At 36.8% G+C, this 18,488-nt stretch carries 17 protein-coding genes and 3 tRNA genes; 12 read left to right on the top strand and 8 right to left on the bottom strand.

Annotation, left to right across the window (positions count from 1 at the left end; translation table 11 throughout):
* Position 1: 1 nt before the first annotated feature.
* Positions 2-592 carry a SprT-like domain-containing protein gene (locus AB8P06_RS01470; protein WP_369836907.1) on the bottom strand — a complete coding sequence of 197 codons (591 nt, stop codon included), beginning with the start codon at positions 590-592 and terminating at the stop codon, positions 2-4.
* A gap of 1 nt (position 593) precedes the next feature.
* Complete coding sequence (locus tag AB8P06_RS01465; RefSeq protein ID WP_369836904.1) at positions 594-1,907, bottom strand: TolC family protein; 1,314 nt, start codon at positions 1,905-1,907, stop codon at positions 594-596.
* Positions 1,908-2,005: 98 nt separating this feature from the next.
* On the opposite strand from AB8P06_RS01465, the gene AB8P06_RS01460 reads away from it, so the two are divergent.
* The 10 genes from AB8P06_RS01460 to AB8P06_RS01415 all read left to right on the top strand — a co-directional run bounded on the left by AB8P06_RS01460 (position 2,006) and on the right by AB8P06_RS01415 (position 9,826).
* A complete protein-coding gene (locus AB8P06_RS01460) occupies positions 2,006-3,250 on the top strand; it encodes a bifunctional folylpolyglutamate synthase/dihydrofolate synthase (protein WP_369836901.1) in 1,245 nt (414 codons plus the stop codon).
* Between the two features lie 42 nt (positions 3,251-3,292).
* Positions 3,293-3,367: transfer RNA gene (locus AB8P06_RS01455), tRNA-Val, on the top strand.
* 33 nt (positions 3,368-3,400) lie between these two features.
* A tRNA-Val gene (locus tag AB8P06_RS01450) sits at positions 3,401-3,475 on the top strand.
* Between the two features lie 33 nt (positions 3,476-3,508).
* A tRNA-Val gene (locus AB8P06_RS01445) sits at positions 3,509-3,583 on the top strand.
* Positions 3,584-3,727: 144 nt separating this feature from the next.
* Positions 3,728-4,711, top strand: a complete 984-nt coding sequence (locus AB8P06_RS01440; RefSeq protein WP_369836898.1) for a hypothetical protein — start codon at positions 3,728-3,730, stop codon at positions 4,709-4,711.
* 56 nt (positions 4,712-4,767) lie between these two features.
* Positions 4,768-5,238, top strand: a complete 471-nt coding sequence (locus AB8P06_RS01435) for a DUF4280 domain-containing protein (protein ID WP_369836895.1) — start codon at positions 4,768-4,770, stop codon at positions 5,236-5,238.
* Positions 5,239-5,240: 2 nt separating this feature from the next.
* On the top strand, positions 5,241-7,961 hold the full coding sequence (locus AB8P06_RS01430) for a hypothetical protein (protein ID WP_369836892.1): 2,721 nt from the start codon (positions 5,241-5,243) through the stop codon (positions 7,959-7,961).
* Positions 7,924-8,556, top strand: a complete 633-nt coding sequence (locus AB8P06_RS01425) for a hypothetical protein (RefSeq protein ID WP_369836889.1) — start codon at positions 7,924-7,926, stop codon at positions 8,554-8,556. Before AB8P06_RS01430 ends, AB8P06_RS01425 begins: the two co-directional genes overlap by 38 nt.
* A 6-nt stretch (positions 8,557-8,562) precedes the next feature.
* Complete coding sequence (locus AB8P06_RS01420; protein WP_369836886.1) at positions 8,563-9,360, top strand: hypothetical protein; 798 nt, start codon at positions 8,563-8,565, stop codon at positions 9,358-9,360.
* A 43-nt stretch (positions 9,361-9,403) separates the two neighbouring features.
* Complete coding sequence (locus AB8P06_RS01415; RefSeq protein ID WP_369836884.1) at positions 9,404-9,826, top strand: hypothetical protein; 423 nt, start codon at positions 9,404-9,406, stop codon at positions 9,824-9,826.
* A gap of 258 nt (positions 9,827-10,084) precedes the next feature.
* On the opposite strand, the gene AB8P06_RS01410 is transcribed toward AB8P06_RS01415, so the two are convergent.
* The 5 genes from AB8P06_RS01410 to AB8P06_RS01390 form a co-directional block, all read right to left on the bottom strand.
* Positions 10,085-10,984, bottom strand: a complete 900-nt coding sequence (locus AB8P06_RS01410; RefSeq protein ID WP_369836882.1) for a glycosyltransferase family 2 protein — start codon at positions 10,982-10,984, stop codon at positions 10,085-10,087.
* Positions 10,985-10,988: 4 nt separating this feature from the next.
* Positions 10,989-11,954, bottom strand: a complete 966-nt coding sequence (locus tag AB8P06_RS01405; protein WP_369836881.1) for a glycosyltransferase family 9 protein — start codon at positions 11,952-11,954, stop codon at positions 10,989-10,991.
* 2 nt (positions 11,955-11,956) lie between these two features.
* Entirely contained in the window at positions 11,957-12,376 is a 420-nt protein-coding gene (locus AB8P06_RS01400) for a SufE family protein (RefSeq protein ID WP_369836878.1), read from the bottom strand.
* 112 nt (positions 12,377-12,488) lie between these two features.
* Positions 12,489-13,580, bottom strand: coding sequence for a glycosyltransferase family 4 protein (locus AB8P06_RS01395; RefSeq protein ID WP_369836875.1), 1,092 nt, complete (start codon positions 13,578-13,580; stop codon positions 12,489-12,491).
* Positions 13,580-13,804, bottom strand: a complete 225-nt coding sequence (locus AB8P06_RS01390) for a uroporphyrinogen decarboxylase (protein ID WP_369836872.1) — start codon at positions 13,802-13,804, stop codon at positions 13,580-13,582. Before AB8P06_RS01390 ends, AB8P06_RS01395 begins: the two co-directional genes overlap by 1 nt.
* 153 nt (positions 13,805-13,957) lie before the next feature.
* Here AB8P06_RS01390 and AB8P06_RS01385 point away from each other — a divergent pair, with 153 nt between their 5' ends.
* Positions 13,958-16,489 carry an ATP-dependent Clp protease ATP-binding subunit gene (locus AB8P06_RS01385; protein ID WP_369836869.1) on the top strand — a complete coding sequence of 844 codons (2,532 nt, stop codon included), beginning with the start codon at positions 13,958-13,960 and terminating at the stop codon, positions 16,487-16,489.
* 116 nt (positions 16,490-16,605) lie between these two features.
* Here the strand turns inward: AB8P06_RS01385 and AB8P06_RS01380 are convergent, their stop codons facing one another.
* Complete coding sequence (locus tag AB8P06_RS01380) at positions 16,606-17,133, bottom strand: hypothetical protein (protein ID WP_369836867.1); 528 nt, start codon at positions 17,131-17,133, stop codon at positions 16,606-16,608.
* A 117-nt stretch (positions 17,134-17,250) separates the two neighbouring features.
* Between AB8P06_RS01380 and mnmA the strand changes: the two genes are divergently transcribed.
* On the top strand, positions 17,251-18,438 hold the full coding sequence (gene mnmA, locus AB8P06_RS01375) for a tRNA 2-thiouridine(34) synthase MnmA (protein ID WP_369836864.1): 1,188 nt from the start codon (positions 17,251-17,253) through the stop codon (positions 18,436-18,438).
* The last annotated feature ends 50 nt before the right edge of the window (positions 18,439-18,488 follow it).

The raw sequence follows: 18,488 nt of genomic DNA, 5'->3' as shown, positions 1-18,488 counted from the left end.
TTTAACTACATTTTTCGACCCTTGCCAACGGTTTGAAAGAATACTTCCTTCCAGTAGCCAGGTTCTTACAAAGATAGTTTTTTTTAATCAGACCTTCTAGAAAATACTTCTCATTTCGATAAATAAAGTAATCTCCTGGTTGCAATTCTTCAATAAATTGGAGTTTATCGTCCTGTTTTTCAATATGAAAATATTTTACAAGGTCCGGGCTCGCCATAAAATTGGCCTTCGGAGATCTGGAAAACTTCACAATAATGGGCCTTAGATTCTCTTCATATACATCAAGACTTTCCAGGAGCATTCTCCGGAAGGTATCTTTCCATTCATTGCCATGTGGAGAAATTCTTCGCCCATATTTTTCAAAGGCTATTAAATGAGCCAATTCATGGGTAAGCACAAAGAAAAAGAGCTGTGGAGCCAGTGTAGAATTAATGGTTATTTCATGGGAATGATCCGGAAGTTTTCTGTAATCTCCCAGTTTTGAATTCCGGTTTCGTGTAATTTTTATATGGATATAGTAATCTGAAAACCAGATTTTTAAATATTGAAGCGTATTGGGTGGTAAATATTTTTCTAGAGACTGGATTGACATTTTATAAACTTAACGGAATTCCCGCATAGAAATTCAACAATTTAAGGCTGAAAAGATAGTTATATTTTGCCTGTGCTACAGACCCCTGAGCATTTGCATAGTTATTTCTCGCAATGTTTACATCAAAAATAGTTGTTCTTCCCGCTGCATAGCTTTTGTCTGCAAAATCCAGAGAAAGTTTCGTGCTTTTTTCCGTTTCCACTGCTGCAAGATAGGCTTCATAATTAGCTTCCACATCAAACTGCGCTTTCTGTACATTTTGTCTTACCGCCTGTCTTTGCTGTTCAAAAGAATTTTTAGCAATGCTTTCGTTGATTTTGGATTGTTCTACCTGTAGCTTTGTGATTCCTTTATTAAAGATAGGAACGTTTATGGAAAGCCCGAGCTGCTGCCCGAAGTTATCTTTGTACTGCTGGAAAAAGGTTCTTTGATCGGCTGTATTCAATAAATTATTATAGAAGCTTCCTATTCCTGCACTGGCAGTTACCGTTGGCCAGAATGCCGTTCTATTGATCTCGGTTTGCGCTTCGGCAGATTTAATCCTGCTTTCGGCAGCTTTAATCTGTGGCTGTGTGTCATAGGCGGTCGTCAGAACCTCATCTACTGTCTTCAGCTGTGGAGCCAACTGATCAGGGATATCAACATTTTCTACATCAAAATCTTTATAATCTTCCAACTGTAAAAGCTGAGCCAGTGCAAATAAACTTCTGCCGGTATTAATTTCAGCCGTTTTAAGATTTTGCTTTTCTCTCGCCAATGCCGCCTGTGCTTCTGCAAAAATCGTCTGGGCTGTCGTTCCCACTTCTGTGGTTATCTTGGCCCTGTCATATTGTTTCTGGGCATTCTCAACAGCACTTTGCGAAATTTTTACAATTTCCCTGTTCAGTAATGTTGTTAAATATTGCTGGGCAATCTGTAAAGAAATATCGTTTTTTATGGTTTCTATATCGTATTGGCTTGCTTCAACATCAAATTCGGATTTTCTTACTGTTTTTTCCAGTCTTCCGTTGTTATAAACCAAAATATCTGCTCCAAGATTGGCATTATTACTGAATCTGTCATTCCTGATACTTCCCGTTCCCAATGAAGCCTGCCCGAAACTCACATTGTTTCCGATGCTTGCCGATACAGAAGGTAAATATCCTCTCTTTGCAATTTTAAGATTAGAATCCTGAACTTGTTTAGAATATTCATTTTGGATAACCTGAAGATTATGCTTCACAGCATAGTCTACACATTCTCTCAAAGACCACTTTTTCTGGGCATTCATACCCAAATAAGATAATCCCAAAACAATAATCAGAACTTTTTTCATATTACGATTTTACACTATTAGACGAACTAAAGATAAAAAAGTTACAGTTTTGAAAAATTAATATTTTCTTTTTAAAAAACTTTTGAGATTTTTGCATAATGACAACGGAACAATATCGGGAAGCTGTTGAATGGCTTTTCGTTCAGGCTCCCAACTATCAGATTGACGGGGAGAAGGCATACAAACCTGGTTTAGATAACATTATGAAACTTTGTGCTTTTTTTGACAACCCTCAGGAAAAGATACAATGCATCCATATTGGAGGTACCAACGGAAAAGGGTCTACAAGCAATATGCTGGCCTCCGTTCTCCAGGAAGCGGGCTATAAAACAGGAATATACAATTCACCCCATCTTATTGATTTTACAGAACGTATAAAGGTTGACGGTAAAAACTGTGATAAGGAGTTTGTCTTTAATTTCATCCAGAAGCTTAAAAACTTACCTGAGGATATCAAACCTTCGTTTTTTGAATTTACCACTATTATGGCGTTTGAATATTTTTATCAGCAGAAAGTAGATTTTGCTGTTATTGAAGTCGGTTTGGGCGGAAGGCTAGATTCTACAAACATCATTAAGCCTTTGGTTTCTGCAATCACAAATGTTCAGCTTGATCATCAGAATATTCTGGGAAATACGATTGAAGAAATCGCCGGGGAAAAAGCAGGAATTATTAAACATAATGTCCCAATTATTTCAGGTGATGACAACATCATTGTGAAAAATATCATCAGACAGAAAGCAGATAAAGAAAATACCCGTTTCATTGATGCCACTTTAACGGAAACTCTTCTGCAGTCTGATCTGAAAGGAAATTACCAGCAAAAAAATATAAAAGTAGTTCTTGCCTTAGTGGAAGAATTAAGAAAACTAAATATTCCGATCTCTGACAAAAACCTGGAAAACGGCTTATTGCATGTGTATCAGAATACAGGATTTATCGGCCGTTGGTTTGAGTTTTCAAAAACGCCGCTGACGATTTGTGATACGGCACACAATCAGGCGGGATTGGAGTATGTTTTCTCTCAACTTAATGCTATTGATCGTCATAAACACGTAATCCTGGGATTCGTGAATGATAAAAAAATAGATGAAGTAATGGCATTGTTGCCCGAAAATTCTGAATTTTATTTTGCAAAACCGGCCATTCACAGGGGAAGACATCCTGAAGACTATGAAGATTTGCTGATCAACGCCAAAATTATTTATAAAATTTTCGATTCGGTACAGGAAGCCTATTTATCTGCAAAACAACAATGTACAAATGAGGAAATGATTTTTATTGGTGGCAGCAATTTTGTGGTCGGAGAATTTTTAGAAAAAAATTTGGAAATTTACAGATAAGTCGTATATTTGCACCACTCTAAACGAGAAAACAAGTATAGAGGGTTCTTAGCTCAGTTGGTTCAGAGCATCTGGTTTACACCCAGAGGGTCGGGGGTTCGAATCCCTCAGGACCCACAGAAAAGGAAACGAAACCTTTCAAAAAAATTCGGGTTCTTAGCTCAGTTGGTTCAGAGCATCTGGTTTACACCCAGAGGGTCGGGGGTTCGAATCCCTCAGGACCCACAGAAAAGGAAACGAAACCTTTCAAAAAAATTCGGGTTCTTAGCTCAGTTGGTTCAGAGCATCTGGTTTACACCCAGAGGGTCGGGGGTTCGAATCCCTCAGGACCCACAGAAGATCTCTCAAGAAATTGGGAGATTTTTCTTTTTATATCTCTTCCATTTTTTTCAAACTTTCTTTATTTCATTAATTTTTTATAAACAAATCATTAAATTTGATCATTAAACTATGTCGGGAGGCTAAAATGATATTGTTATGGGCATTCTCATGTCAAAAAATGAAATACTAAGGAGATTAAATACACTCAGGATAAAACCTTCGGGATTGAAGCAGAGAAAATATGGTATATCCGTTAAATATTTTTCCGGTGAAGAACAGATTCCTTCAAAAAGGATTGATTACGAAGTAACGACTAATTTAAACCTTGAATATAATAAAGGTATTCTCGAAATCAACAAGGAAAATATCTTTTATGACCAGCATCAGCCCGATCATATCAGTGAAATCCTTGCAAATTCGATATCAAAATCAATATATCCGCTTCAGACCTATATCAATGAGAAAGGAATAAGCACAAATGAAATTCTTAATCATGAAGAGATCAAAACCCGTTGGGCTGAAGAAAAATTAAAGATATCAGATAAATACGAAAGTGAAGCTTTGCATGATTTTTTTCTTGCGGCAGATGATAAGCTTGAAAATAAGTCCGGGATTGAAAAAAGCCTACAAAACGACTGGTTCTGGAATCTGTTTTTTCATCCGAGATTCATTGATTATGGTGAAACCCGTACAACTGAAACAGCATTATTCCTGCCCGTAATCCCCTATCAACCACCGGTAAGGTTTTCGGGAATTCAGACGATTAATAAAATACCTACCGATTATCATTCTTTTGTGATCGGGTTTGAAAGCTCAGAAAGACCGGCAGATCCCTATTTTATTCCCAAAAAATGGCTGGATAGAACATCCTGTTTTATGTCTTTGAAAGTAATTTTTGACCTTGACCTGTATTATCATTTTCCAATGCACATAAGGGCTTATTTTGAAGTTTATTCTAAAGACCGGCAGGGAAATAAAGTTTTTATCAAAAAAATAAATTATACACAATATCAGCAGGAAACAGAAAAATATAAAGGAATGGAACTGGATAAAAACAGCCCTTTTATTACAGGAGGACTCGTTGTATCAGAGCCTAACCCGTGGGGATTTTATAAAAACAAGTATGAAAACGACTGGTAGAGAATCAATTTGAATAAAAAACACTAATTTTACCCACCACACAAAATTACATTAATATGTCTCAAAAAGAAAAAGTAGTACAGGGAGCCTTGTGCCAATGTCAGTTTGGTACTACTCCGGACAAATTAAAGGTACTCACACAACAGAAATATTATATCAACGACCTCAATGGCAGCTCAAAATTGGCAGCCACCCATAAAGATATAGGAGCTACTTTTGAAAAAAACACTTTCGGATCCTGTAAAAAAAAGAATAACACCCCATGCAGTGCAGTCGTTACAGAATGGAGCGGTTATTACGAAAAAGAAAAATATTCTCCCCCGGATGGCTATATTTTACTGGAAGACAGTAAGGCGACCTGCCCTATTGGCGGTAAAGACTGTATTTCTATTATTAAAACCGGACAAATCGGGGAACCATCTCAAAGCAATCTGAAAAATGCCGACAGTGAGCTTCAGGCCCATGTAAATCCCGTTGTTGATATGTCAAACTATAACAGTAAGGATCCTTACAAATTCGGATATTAAATATGGGTACAGCAGGCATAAAGAAGGCTTTGATCAAAGAGCCTAAAAAAAATGTTAAACAATATGGCTCCGGTTATCTTGTAGAACTGAGCCCTTCGGAAAGTTCTTTTACAGCTTATGTGGATAAGTCTTGTTTGGGGCCGGGCACACGCAATCCTGAAAATACAATTCGCGATGTAAAATGGTTTCTCGTAAGAGAACATCTATGGAATGCCTATAAACAGCTATATCCGCAATTATCTCCCAGTGAGTTTTTTAATACCCTTAAAACTTCAAATGAAGAAAATAAAGACTACAAAATTCTTGAAGGAAATAATCGGGCGATCAACGTAAGTGATGTAAAAAATGGAATCGGGAATATTGGGGTTATTTATTTGCTGATTCCATACAATGTTTTTCCGGAAACAAATGGTGTCGAAGTTTTAAGAGTAGTTGCAACAGACCGCCCACAGGTTTTGTACTGTAATTTTAAGTTTCCAAAAGAAGGAAGCTATATCCCGTTGCAGGACAGTGATAAAAAAGCAGCCTACGGACAAACAGTAGATGTAGAAGTATATACTCATCTGCTTCCTGATTGGCATAATAATCTGCAAAAATTTGTTTTTGATGTAGAGCTTGTTAATAAAGGAAAAGTAGTTTCCAAAAAAGAAAGAGTAGAAATAACAAACCCGGGAGCATTTCATTATAATGCCCAAAAATCATTGAGATTTCTTATTGATCCGGAATGGCAAAAAAATCATAACAGCCAGAAGCAAGATGAAAAATTTTATCTGAGACTGAGAGGATATATTGATTTTACCGGCCCTGTTTTAACACCTAACGGAAGTGTTTCCGCTACAGGACAATATGACTCCGAACAGGCCACCTCCGATTGGGTAAGGCTGGAAAACGGAAAATGGATCTACGATTCTTCACGTGAACTTTTGGTACCCTATGACACACTGAGCTCCCTTCTGGGTCAGTTTGAAACACAAAAAAACAACCAGATCCAGTATATTGGAGACATACAATATAAGAAAAGAGAATATGACCCTTGCGGATATTCTAAAATCACGATAAAAGATGAAGAAGACGGCGACAGAACTCCTTTGGTAATTTTCGATGAAGAAGACACCAAAAATCCGATAGACCGTACCAGCCAGATCTTTGGAATTACAGCCGGAGACAAGAGAAAAAAAATCTCCATCACTTTAGATAAGCTCACAACAAAAGATGTTTTCTGCCAGGGATTGCTTTTAGATGAAGGCCAGAAGCATACGGTGCAAACCAATGTTTTCCAGGTAAATAAAGTATTTGCTGCACAAAGAGACAGTGCCGGTTTTAATACACAAACTGATAAAACTCATTCTCAGCAACAGCAAAACGCAGACATCACACCGACCAACGAAAACAGGACAGATACAGACGTTATTAAAACCAATAAGTCTTATAATCCTTCACAGGTACAACAGTGGACAGCAGGAACAGACTATAAATTTGAAGGCGACAGTAAAATGCTGCTCATGCCTAAGTATAACTACAACAAAACCTTCCTTCAGGGCAGAACGAGTACTTATACAGCCAATGCTGCCAATATATTATGGCTGTTTAATTACTTTATTCTGAACGAAGATCTGGCACAGAATTACTTTGTTCCCATAAGCACCTGCCGTTATCCCAACCAGATTGCTAAAATTAAAGTATATCCGGACATAGAATGGGAAGTTGCATTTCTGATAACAATAGGTAGAGGATATACCGGGAAAATAAAATACACCCGGGAAAGACTGAATGCCCACCATCAGAATTACAATATGAGATATCTGGGAAGTGAGCTGAATATTGATGCCACACAGTCATCCAATTTAGGATGGGTATTAAAGGCAAAAGCTGTTGAAAACGGAAAAGAGCACGAAATTGGAATTGAAAGCGTAAAAAAGGTTGTAGACACCGCCGTAGCTGCTTTTAATATGACCCGGCAATATTTTGAAGTATTCAACCCCGGCAACAGTGACGGTACTCCAAGTTTAGCACAGTCAAGACGTGTGATTGAAGTAGATTTTGCAATAGATCCGCCTAACGTAGGATTTGCATTAGGCTGGAAATTCGGTAAGGCAAGCAATAATGAGATTGTTCCGATATATACAGGCGGTTTAAGGGCAGATCCGTTAATCGGCCTGACTGTTGTTGTGGATTTAGTTCCTTTAATTAAATTCCTGGGCCCGATCGGAAGAGTAATCAGCTGGATTATCCAGTTTATAGAATGGCTATCAAAATCTGATCTTTACATTACATTTGAAGTTTCTTTTCCTGTGAAAGCAGATTTAAGTTTATCTTACAACCGCGTAGACGGTTTTGCCAACAGAGGAAAACAAAAAATGTGGGTAGAACCCGGAGTTACCCTTCGGGCAGGATGTAAAAGCAATGAAGTGGTTTTTATCCCTACTACAACCAGAAACGGAGTTACGGAAACAACTGAAGTGGAAAAATGGAAAGTTGAAGGAAACGTAGCCACATCATTGACCTTTGAAAAAGAATGGGGCTATGATAAAAACCAGTCAAAATATTATGAGAAATCAACGGTTAATTTTAAAGGCGCCAAAATGACCATTGTTATCAGCGAACTTATCAGCAACCGCAGAATTGATTTTAAGCCTACCCATCAGCAAGTTTTTACAATAATCGAAGAGCCTAAAGACCCAATATATGATTCAGGAAAAATATACATTGAAGAGAAGAAATAAATTTTTATTTGCCATCATCTTCGTTTTATCCGTATACAGCTGCAAATCGCAGGAAAAAGAAAATCCTAAAACTTTAGGAAGCAGCAATTTTGATATAGAAAAAATCACATTTCACGAAAATACAGACACATTATTCGGTGCCAATAAGTACTATAAAACCTCTATAAAAGACAGTGATTCAGATATCGCCTACAATTATATCATCAGTAAAAAGCAAAATGAAAACATTAAAGTTTCGTTAGGAAATACGGATATAAGCAGTTATAAATACGATTTTAAAGTAAGCAAAAACAACGAAATCATCGGTGTATCTACCTCTTTTGTCCTAAAGGAAAATATTAAGGATAAAATTATTAATGATATTGATAATCAATACAAAACATTTAAAGTAAATATCAATCAGCTGTACGATAATCCTTCCGTTTACAGATGGGAAACTCCGGATAAAATCATCCAGTTCGCTTATTCTTCTTTTGAAAAAGACCATATTTATAATATTTCCATTGTAAATAAAAAATTCGACTGCAACCGGTTCCCATTGGAAAAAGTATTTGTAGGGGAAGATATCTGTTTAAAAAAATACCAAAAAAAGTAACTGATCATGTATAAGAATCCTTTCTATCTTGCAGAATTGCAGGTGAGAAATTGCCAGGCAGAATTATTCATCAATGATGTTCCCTGTTTTGATCATTATAAAGAAGGCGGAATGGCGGTAGACTGGCCTGTAAATGCATATATTTTAAATTCCGGGAAACAGTTTTTTACCATAAAAGCCAACTGCTTCGAACATGAAGACAGAATCAGCAGGCATGCTTCTATTGATCTTAAAATCACCCTAAGGGATGCTTTTGATTTTTCAATACCAAAGCAAACGGTAAAACAGCATTTTCACATTTCTTTCGAAGAAAAAGATACCCCGATGTATACAACAGGAGACTTTTTTGAGGCCGAAGTTCCTTATTATCTCGAAGGATGGAAAAACTCTTTCAGCTTCTCAGATTATATCAATGGAGACAATCCTGTGAAAGATAATCTGGTTGAAGAAATTAAAGAGTATTATGAAACATTCCATCAGATCATTAAAAACAGGAATACCGACCAGTATAATTCTATAAATAACCAGCGTTTTGAAGAAATTACCACGGTTTTTTACCTCAGCGAAGAAGAAAAAGCAGCCAGGAGAAAAACCATCCTGAACTCATCCCGGCAGGATGTAAACAAAATAGACTTTTCAGAGTATTCCTTACATTTTTATGGTGACAGAAACCAGGTTGTAAGCATGAAAATAAATGACCAGCCATGCGGTTTTGTTTTTGAGAATAATGAAGGAATGATCATTACAGAATTAGCCTTATTTCATCTTAAAAAAGGAGAAAATAAACTTTCACTCATCAGATAATTGCACAATGACCTTCCCAACTATATCCGTAAAAAATAACTTTTTGATATTCGAGACCTTTTTTCTTTTACAGAAAGTCTCCTTCGATTCCATTGAAGATATCCTTATTTCCCATGTTCAGGTACAGACCAGGCATAAAATATCCATTTATCTTAATCAACCCGTTATTAATGAATTAAAGCAGGGAACATTTATTAACAGGCTCCTGTTCTTTGTTTTCAAGGCTTTCAATAAAAACCCTTATGAAATCATTGCTCAATACGAAAATACAGAGCTTGTCGCATTATTAAAAATATTGAAAGAAAATCTAGATCACGTTACCATTCCTGATGATATTGATAAAAGTATCTTATGGCGAACGGTTGATAATGGCTTCCGGATACCACGGACGAAATTAATTTACAGTAAAAGCGGACTGGGCTTAGCAGAAGTATTAAAAAAACACCATTTGTTGATTGAAAGATAATTGGGATAACCATATACTATTGTTCCGGTTTCTTTCAATGATCATTTTTTATATCGCAAAGAAAATGATGAGTCGGATATATCCAAGATGAGCAAGTTTTTTTAATCTAATAAAATAGATTTCAAAAGAATGCTTCATCACAACTTTGTTGCTTTCTTTGCTTCTCTTAAAATATAGCAATCGGATTTTAAAAGCTTTGCGTTAATAAAAAATGATGAATGTAAAATAATATAGTTCTCATAATTAGGAAAACACCCACTACTCCATTTTCTCAAGAAGAAGCCCGAGCTTATAAAAATCAAGATAACGGAGGCTTGTATTTCCTTTCAAAAGAGATTCTTTTAACCTTTCCTTTTGCAATCCGAAAAACACTTTGAATAAGGGCTTTAAAGGCTGTTTATCTATCATTTGATAGGCTTTCACAAGTTTAACTTCAGATAGTTTTGAATTCAGTTCTTTATTTCTGAGCATTTTGGATAAACTTTCCACAGACTCCTCCACTTTTTGAAGGTAAACTTTATTTTCTTCCAGATCATTATTAAAAATGGGGTTATCTATATGGTCGATCCTTATTTTCTCCGATTTTAAATCCATGGCAAAAAGCAGATCCTCATATCCGTATTTTTGAAATTCAGGATTAAAATGCACCTTTTCCAATACTTCTTTTTTTATCACGAAATTATTGGTCTGAAAGCTTAAATAAGGTTTTTCCAACCTGAATTTAACCGGATGATTTTCCCGTTCTACAGCAAACTTCCACCGTAAATGATGATTTTCATCCGGAAGTGTTTCCGACACATTTCTTCCCCCGTAAATCACTTTGGTATCAGCATTTTTTTCTATAAAACAAATGTAATTATTTAAAAAATTCTCACTGATTATTTTTCCGTCACAATCCAGAAAAAGTAAATAATCTCCTTTCGAATAGTAAAGAAAAAGATTCCGGATCTGTGATCTTCCTATATTTTTTTCAAGAAAAATGAAGTTTTTAACTTCGGCCTGAAGCGTCCTGTTGATTTGTATAAATCGGTCTTCCGAAGCATCATCAATTAAAATAATTTCGGCCTCAACGGAACCGACAGCAATTTCTTTTTTCAGATCACTGACCAATTCTCGAACATCAAAATTATAAACCGGGATACAGATGGAAAGCTTCATTCAGTCAGATTTTCTCTATAATTTTCTGTACATCAAGCTCTGCCAGACAAGCCCAGTCGCCCCTGTAGCATTCTTTATCCCCAAAAACCGAACAGGGTCTGCAGCTTAAATCTTTTACCTGAACAACATCATTTTCACTTTGACCAAACCCGAGGAAGCCTGCATAGGGATGAGTAGATCCCCAAACAGACACACATCTTGTTCCTACAAGGCTTGCAAGATGCATATTTGCAGAATCCATGGAGATCATCAGTTCCAGTGCGGAAATTCTGTGAAGCTCTTCTTTAAGATTTAATTTTCCTGATAAGCTTTCCGTATTAGGAATTTCTTTTTCCCATTTTTCGAGGGTCTCCGTTTCTTTTTGTCCGCCTCCGAAAAAATATATTTTTTGTTTCCTGGCCAGGATTCTTGCCAGTTCATAAGATTTCTCCAAAGGAAGCATTTTCCCTTTATGCTGAGCAAAGGGAGCAAAACCTATCCCCGATTTCTGTAAAGTAGCCGGTCTTAATGTATGGGACAGATTTACCTGAAATCCCATTTCTCTGAAAACATCCGCATAACGCTCAACCGTTTGTTTTAGCTGAACTTTATCCAGATTCCAGACATCGGTAAGTCTTTCCTTTTCGTACTTTCCTTTGTTGATTTTAAAAACCTTAAGGCCCTTTTTTATATAGATCTTATCCAGAATCTTTGTTCTGATTACATCATGCAGATTGGCAATATAATCAGGATGAAATTCTTTACCAAGTTCATTCGCCAACCTGTTTAATCCGAAAAACCCTTTAAATTCATCAAGGTTGATTCCCTTAAAGATAACATTCGGAATATCAGCAAATAAGCCCTCAAAATTCTTCCTTGAAACCATCACGATTTCCACATCTGGATTCTGTTCCAAAAATTCCCGGAAAACAGGTGCTGTCATGGCAACATCACCAAAAGCCGAAAAACGATATGCTAAAATTCTGGTCACAACTACGACTTTAGCTGGTAGGCAACGGCATAAAATTTAATCTGCTTCGTCATGGCCATCAAACCATTGGCTCTGGACGGAGAAAGGAATTCCTGTAATCCGATCTCAGAAATAAAATCGAAATCGGAATCTAAAATTTCCTGTGTAGAATGACCGCTGTAAATACTGACTAATAAAGAAACGATTCCTTTTGGAAGAATTCCGTCAGAATCTGCATCAAAAAAAAGCTTTCCATCTTTGAACTCAGCATCAATCCATACTTTACTTTGACAACCTTTGATCAGATTCTCGTCCGTTTTTTGATCTTCTGCCAATCCCTTAAGCTCTTTTCCGAGATCAATGATGTACTCATATTTTTGCTCCCAGTCATCAAGAAATGCAAATTCGTCAACGATTTCCTGCTGTTTTTCTTTAATGGTCATGTTTTTCAATTTCTATTTTGCAAAGATAACCAATTTTAAAAAGATATTTAACACAAGGCGCACCTGAAAACCTGATGGTAATGATTCTAAAATTGTTTTTTAAAGAATATTTTTATTGAGCCGCTTTTTGAAATACTTCCAGAAGCTTTATTTCTTCATTTTCCCAACAGAAAATATCTGAGGCTTTTGCAAGCTCTTCCTGATAATTTTTCCTTCCTTTACTTAAAACGGATTGTATTGCTGCAGCTATATTTTCAGGCTGATGATCTTTAATAATCTCTCCGATGTCAAAATGTCTTTTAATCTTCTGCATTTCAGGAAGATCTGACATGATTAAGGGAACTCTGGCCTGGATACAATCTAAAACCTTGTTGGGAAGTGAATATAAATAACTTTCTCCGCCATTTTCTTCAATACTCATTCCTACATCTACGGTAACGGTAATTTTTCTTAAATCTTCAGGTTTTAATTTTCCTAAGAACTGAACTTTATGCTGAAGGTTCTCTTTAACAACCAAATCTTCATATTCTTTTTTCTTTGGCCCGTCACCGGCAATTTTAAAAATCCCCTCGTCAAGATAATGCATTGCCAGAATAGCTTTATCAATTCCCCGGAAAGGATTAATTGCACCCTGATACAAAATAACCTTAGGATTATTGTCCGGAATTTCCGGAGCAACACTCAATTTCTTCGGGGCATTCTGAACAACAACAGGCTCTACTCCATACTTTTTTTGAAACCATTCGGCATAGCTTCCGCTTGCGGTGATCATCCATTTTATCTTCGGAACGATATTTTTTTCCAAATACCGCCAGAGTTTTTGTGACATTTTGCCCTGAATGGCAGGCATTTCTGAAAAGATCTCATGGCTATCAAAAACCAGGGGAATATTTAATTTTCTGGCAATAAGATAATTGGGTAATAAAACATCAACATCATTGGCATGAAGAATGGTATTTCCGTCCGCTTTTTTCTTTAATTCCTGATATAATTTCCAGTTAAATTCAAAATATGCCGTCTTTAAACTTTTGGAAGTAAGATGAATTCTTGAAAAAGGATAAGGCCGCGTCATTTGCTCTGCCCCGTTCCAGTCGTTACCTATCAATTCAATCTGATATCCTTTCTCATGCAGGCTCCTGCAGACCTTTTCGATCCGTTGATCCGTATATAAATTGCTGAAAGCAGAGGTTAGGATTTTTTTCATCAGCTTTTCTTTCCGGCCATCAAATGATAGATTTGTATGAAACAGATCAATCCGTTAGGAATGATTACCGGCCAAAGCATTCCGCTGAAGATACCGTAAATGACAAAACAGATACAGCCGATCATATTAACGATTCTGATTTTTCTTACATCTTTCAATATGAAACTCAACACAATAAAAAGTGAAGCTGAATATCCTATATAGGTGGCAATTTCGGGATTCATGAGAAGAATTTAAGGGAAACAAACTTAATCATTTTCAATAAGATAATAAAGTTTTTTTCTGCCATAAAGTCATTAATTGATTTTTGGTAAAATATTTGTAATTTAGATAATGAATAAATGATAATTCTATCTTTATTCTAATTGAGATATATTATGGATTATAAGTTTTCACAAGGTTTGAGCCAAGTGTTCAAACAAAGCAAAAATGAAGCTAAAAGGCTGAAAAGTGAATTTCTTAATACAGAACATCTACTTTTAGGTATTATAAAAACAGAAAACTCTGCAAAAGAAATCCTTCAAAACCTTAATGCCGATTTAACACAAATCAGAAGAAAAATTGAAACTCTAAATACAGCAAGTCTTAATCCTATTTCTGAGGAGGTTACCAATATTTCTTTCACTAAAATGGCAGACCATGCTATTAAACGTGCGGAGCTGGAATGCAGACAATACAAAAGCAATGAGATTAATACCGTTCATTTGCTTCTGGGCATTCTTTATAAATATGAAGACCCCACTTCAAGCATATTAGGCGCTTACGACATCGATTATGAAGGTGTTTCAAGAGAATATCAGACAATGCTTAAAAATTCCGGGCAGTCACCACAAATGAGTGCTTATGACGATGATGATGAAAGAGAGGATTTTGAGCAGATGAGAAAGCCACAAGGAAATTTAGGGTCTGCAAAAAGTAAAACGCCTACATTGGACAACTTTGGTAGAGACCTTACCTCTTTGGCGAGAGACGGTAAACTTGATCCGGTAATCGGCCGTGAGAAAGAAATCGAAAGGGTTTCCCAGATCTTATCGAGAAGAAAGAAAAACAATCCGTTGCTTATCGGTGAGCCGGGTGTTGGTAAATCTGCCATTGCTGAAGGATTAGCTTTAAGAATTCAGCAGAAAAAGGTTTCAAGAGTACTTTACGGTAAGCGTGTAATTACTCTGGATCTTGCAAGTTTAGTTGCGGGAACCAAATATCGTGGACAGTTTGAAGAAAGAATGAAGGCCATAATGACTGAGCTGGAGAAAAACCGCGATGTCATTCTATTTATTGATGAGCTTCACACGATTGTTGGTGCAGGAAGTTCTACAGGAAGCCTGGATGCCTCCAATATGTTTAAGCCTGCTTTGGCGAGAGGTGAGATTCAATGCATCGGGGCTACCACTCTGGATGAGTACCGTCAGTACATTGAAAAAGACGGAGCTTTAGAAAGAAGATTCCAAAAAGTAATGGTAGAGCCTACTTCAATAGATGAAACCATTCAGATCCTGAATCAGATTAAAGATAAATACGAGGAACACCATAATGTAATTTATACTCCGGAAGCAATTCTGGCTTGTGTTAACCTGACATCAAGATACATTACAGACCGTTTCTTACCGGATAAAGCAATCGATGCGATGGATGAGGCAGGATCCCGTGTTTACATTAAAAACATGAAAGTTCCTACTGAAATCATCGATTTCGAACAGAAAATTGAAGACATTAAAGAACTTAAACAAAAAGCAGTAAAAGCTCAGGATTATCTTGAAGCCAGAAAGCTTAAGGACGAAGAAGAACGTCTTCAGATGGAACTGAATGCTGCTCAGGATAAATGGGACAAAGATGTAAAAGAGAAAAAAGAAACCGTAACAGAGGAAAATGTAGCAGAAGTGGTTTCTATGATGAGCGGAGTTCCTGTAACGAAAGTAGGTAAAAATGAGCTTGATAAACTGGCTCAGATGGATGATAAGCTGAACGGAAAAGTAATCGGTCAGGAAGACGCTGTGAAAAAAGTCGTTAAAGCGATTCAAAGAAACAGAGCCGGCCTTAAAGACCCGAACCGTCCTATCGGAACCTTTATCTTCCTTGGTACAACCGGTGTAGGTAAAACCGAGCTGGCTAAAGTAATGGCAAGAGAGCTTTTTGATTCTGACGAAGCACTGATCAGAATTGATATGAGTGAATACATGGAAAAATTTGCGGTTTCAAGATTGGTTGGTGCGCCTCCGGGATACGTTGGATACGAAGAAGGTGGTCAGTTGACTGAAGCAGTAAGAAGAAAACCTTATGCTGTGGTTCTCTTGGATGAGATTGAAAAAGCTCACCCTGATGTATTCAATATTTTGCTACAGATTTTAGATGAAGGCCACGTTACAGACAGTTTAGGAAGAAAAATTGATTTTAGAAATACCATCATTATCCTTACTTCAAACATCGGTACCAGAGATCTTAAAGATTTCGGAGACGGTGTAGGATTCGGGACTTCAGCTAAGAAATCAACTTCAGACACAAGAGCGAGAAGCACTATTGAAAATGCCCTTAAAAAAGCATTTGCTCCTGAGTTCCTAAACAGAATTGATGATATTGTGATCTTCAACTCTCTTGAGAAAGAAGACATCAAGAAAATCATTGATCTTGAACTGAACAAGCTTTACACCAGATTGGAAAAATTAGGATATAAAGTGGAATTAACTGAAGAAGCTAAAGACTTTATTTCTGAAAAAGGTTGGGATAAAGACTTCGGAGCAAGGCCATTGAAAAGGGCTATCCAGAAATACATTGAAGATTTATTAGCTGAAATGCTGGTAAACAAACAATTAAATGAAGGAGAAACCATTACTCTGGATGTGAACGAAGCCAAAGACGGTTTAGGCGGAAAAGCCCAGAAACCGAAAAAGACAGAAAAGTCTTCGCAATCATAAATAAATAATTTAATATAAAAAAAGCATCGGGAATTTTCCGATGCTTTTTTATTGGTCTTAAGGTTAGAATTTAATAAATGAATACAACTGATTCTTAATCGTATCTATTAATTCATTTAAAGCCCAACTACAAAACCTATATTCGGGATCAGACCGCTTGAAAACACACTGGTATCTTCTTTCCAGAGCACATTATACATCAGCCCGATCTGCATAAAAGAATGAGTCCCGATTCTCTGCATGTAACCTCCGCCAAGATATAACGCTGTTTCTTCCTTACTTACCGAGTAGTCATAATGCTTTTCACTGTAATTGATAAAATAATGCTGAAGATTGGCTCCCGCATAGAAAGATCTTGCAAAATAATAATTAACGAAAGGGCCCACTCCGAACATGGTAGATTTATAAATATCTGAAGACTGCCACGAAACGCTTCCTATTATCCCGCCTTCAAGGTTATCAGTAAGCCTGTAACCTACTCTTGGAGAAGCCTGTAAATAAAAAGTGCTCTGACTCCCAAAACCCACGCCGATTCCGCCTCCGAAAGTCCATCTGTTGTTATCCTGTGAATTCGTACCCACCGAAACCTGGGAAAACAGTGAGCCTGAAAGCATTAACATTAAGGGAATAATAAATTTTTTCATATTAATATCGTTTTTATCAATGTTTAAAATTATGGTTTTTTTACGAATCTTTTTAGTTGTATTTTTGCCGCATCAAACTAAGAACTCCCGTTAAGAGTTTCGTAAAATTGAAATACAATGAAAATAGTAGTAGGCCTCTCCGGAGGTGTAGATTCTAGCGTTGCAGCATATCTGTTGCAACAGCAAGGTCATGAAGTAGTGGCTTTGTTTATGAGAAACTGGAATGATGCTTCCGTAACGCTGGAAGATGAATGTCCCTGGATTGAGGACAGTAACGATGCATTAATGGTAGCCCAGAAACTGGGAATTCCTTTTCAGGTTATCGATATGAGCGACCTTTATAAGGAACGCATCGTAGATTATATGTTTGCTGAGTACGAAAAAGGAAGAACCCCTAATCCTGACGTTTTATGTAACAGAGAAGTAAAATTCGATGTATTTATGAAAACAGCAATGTCTTTGGGAGCTGATAAGGTAGCTACAGGACATTATGCAAGGGTAAATTCTACTTTCGACGAAAATGGAAAGGAGATCTTTCATCTTTTAGCAGGACAGGATAATAATAAAGACCAGTCTTATTTCTTATGCCAGCTGAGCCAGGACCAGTTATCAAAAGCTTTATTTCCGATCGGAGAACTTACAAAACCTCAGGTGAGAGAAATTGCCAAGGAAATCGGCTTGGTAACCGCTGATAAAAAAGATTCCCAGGGATTATGTTTTATCGGGAAGGTAAGCCTGCCACAGTTTTTACAGCAACAATTGGTTCCTAAGGAAGGAGAAATTGTCGAAATTTTCAAAGATTCATCCTTATTTTCACAGGAAAAACCTGAATTTTCTTCAAAAGAAGAAGAATTAGAATTCCTATCTCAAAAAATCGATTATAAAAAATCCGACGGAAAAGTGATCGGAAAACATCAGGGTGCCCAGTTTTTCACAATCGGACAAAGCAAAGGTCTAGGAATAGGCGGACATAAAGAAAGCTGTTTTATTGTATCCAGAGACATGGGAAACAATATTCTTTTCGTTGGAGAAGGCCATCAGTTTCCGGGACTTCTAAAAAAAGCCCTGAAAATAGATAATTCCGAGCTTCATTGGGTCCGTGAAGACATGAAACTCAACAATGGTGAATCTATGGAAGTAATGGCAAGATTCAGATACAGACAACCATTACAGAAAGCCATTCTTTATCAGTTTGAAAATGCTTTTTATATAGAATTTGAAGAAGAACAGTCTGCCATTGCCGAAGGACAATTTGCATCATGGTATATGGGTGAAGAGCTTATCGGAAGCGGCGTGATTTCTTAGTCAGGGATATTTTGTAACATATTTTAAGTTGTTATACTTACTCATCAATA

The organism is Chryseobacterium tongliaonense (genome assembly GCF_041224435.1).
GTDB classification, from domain to species: domain Bacteria; phylum Bacteroidota; class Bacteroidia; order Flavobacteriales; family Weeksellaceae; genus Chryseobacterium; species Chryseobacterium tongliaoense.
This window is presented reverse-complemented; position numbering and strand designations above follow the sequence as displayed.

Coding starts and splice junctions, on each gene's coding strand:
- AB8P06_RS01470 (WP_369836907.1), bottom strand. CDS start 592: ATGTCAATCCAGTCTCTAGAAAAATATTTACCACCCAATACGCTTCAA.
- AB8P06_RS01465 (WP_369836904.1), bottom strand. CDS start 1,907: ATGAAAAAAGTTCTGATTATTGTTTTGGGATTATCTTATTTGGGTATG.
- AB8P06_RS01460 (WP_369836901.1), top strand. CDS start 2,006: ATGACAACGGAACAATATCGGGAAGCTGTTGAATGGCTTTTCGTTCAG.
- AB8P06_RS01440 (WP_369836898.1), top strand. CDS start 3,728: ATGGGCATTCTCATGTCAAAAAATGAAATACTAAGGAGATTAAATACA.
- AB8P06_RS01435 (WP_369836895.1), top strand. CDS start 4,768: ATGTCTCAAAAAGAAAAAGTAGTACAGGGAGCCTTGTGCCAATGTCAG.
- AB8P06_RS01430 (WP_369836892.1), top strand. CDS start 5,241: ATGGGTACAGCAGGCATAAAGAAGGCTTTGATCAAAGAGCCTAAAAAA.
- AB8P06_RS01425 (WP_369836889.1), top strand. CDS start 7,924: ATGATTCAGGAAAAATATACATTGAAGAGAAGAAATAAATTTTTATTT.
- AB8P06_RS01420 (WP_369836886.1), top strand. CDS start 8,563: ATGTATAAGAATCCTTTCTATCTTGCAGAATTGCAGGTGAGAAATTGC.
- AB8P06_RS01410 (WP_369836882.1), bottom strand. CDS start 10,984: ATGAAGCTTTCCATCTGTATCCCGGTTTATAATTTTGATGTTCGAGAA.
- AB8P06_RS01400 (WP_369836878.1), bottom strand. CDS start 12,376: ATGACCATTAAAGAAAAACAGCAGGAAATCGTTGACGAATTTGCATTT.
- AB8P06_RS01395 (WP_369836875.1), bottom strand. CDS start 13,580: ATGAAAAAAATCCTAACCTCTGCTTTCAGCAATTTATATACGGATCAA.
- AB8P06_RS01390 (WP_369836872.1), bottom strand. CDS start 13,804: ATGAATCCCGAAATTGCCACCTATATAGGATATTCAGCTTCACTTTTT.
- AB8P06_RS01385 (WP_369836869.1), top strand. CDS start 13,958: ATGGATTATAAGTTTTCACAAGGTTTGAGCCAAGTGTTCAAACAAAGC.
- AB8P06_RS01380 (WP_369836867.1), bottom strand. CDS start 17,133: ATGAAAAAATTTATTATTCCCTTAATGTTAATGCTTTCAGGCTCACTG.
- mnmA (WP_369836864.1), top strand. CDS start 17,251: ATGAAAATAGTAGTAGGCCTCTCCGGAGGTGTAGATTCTAGCGTTGCA.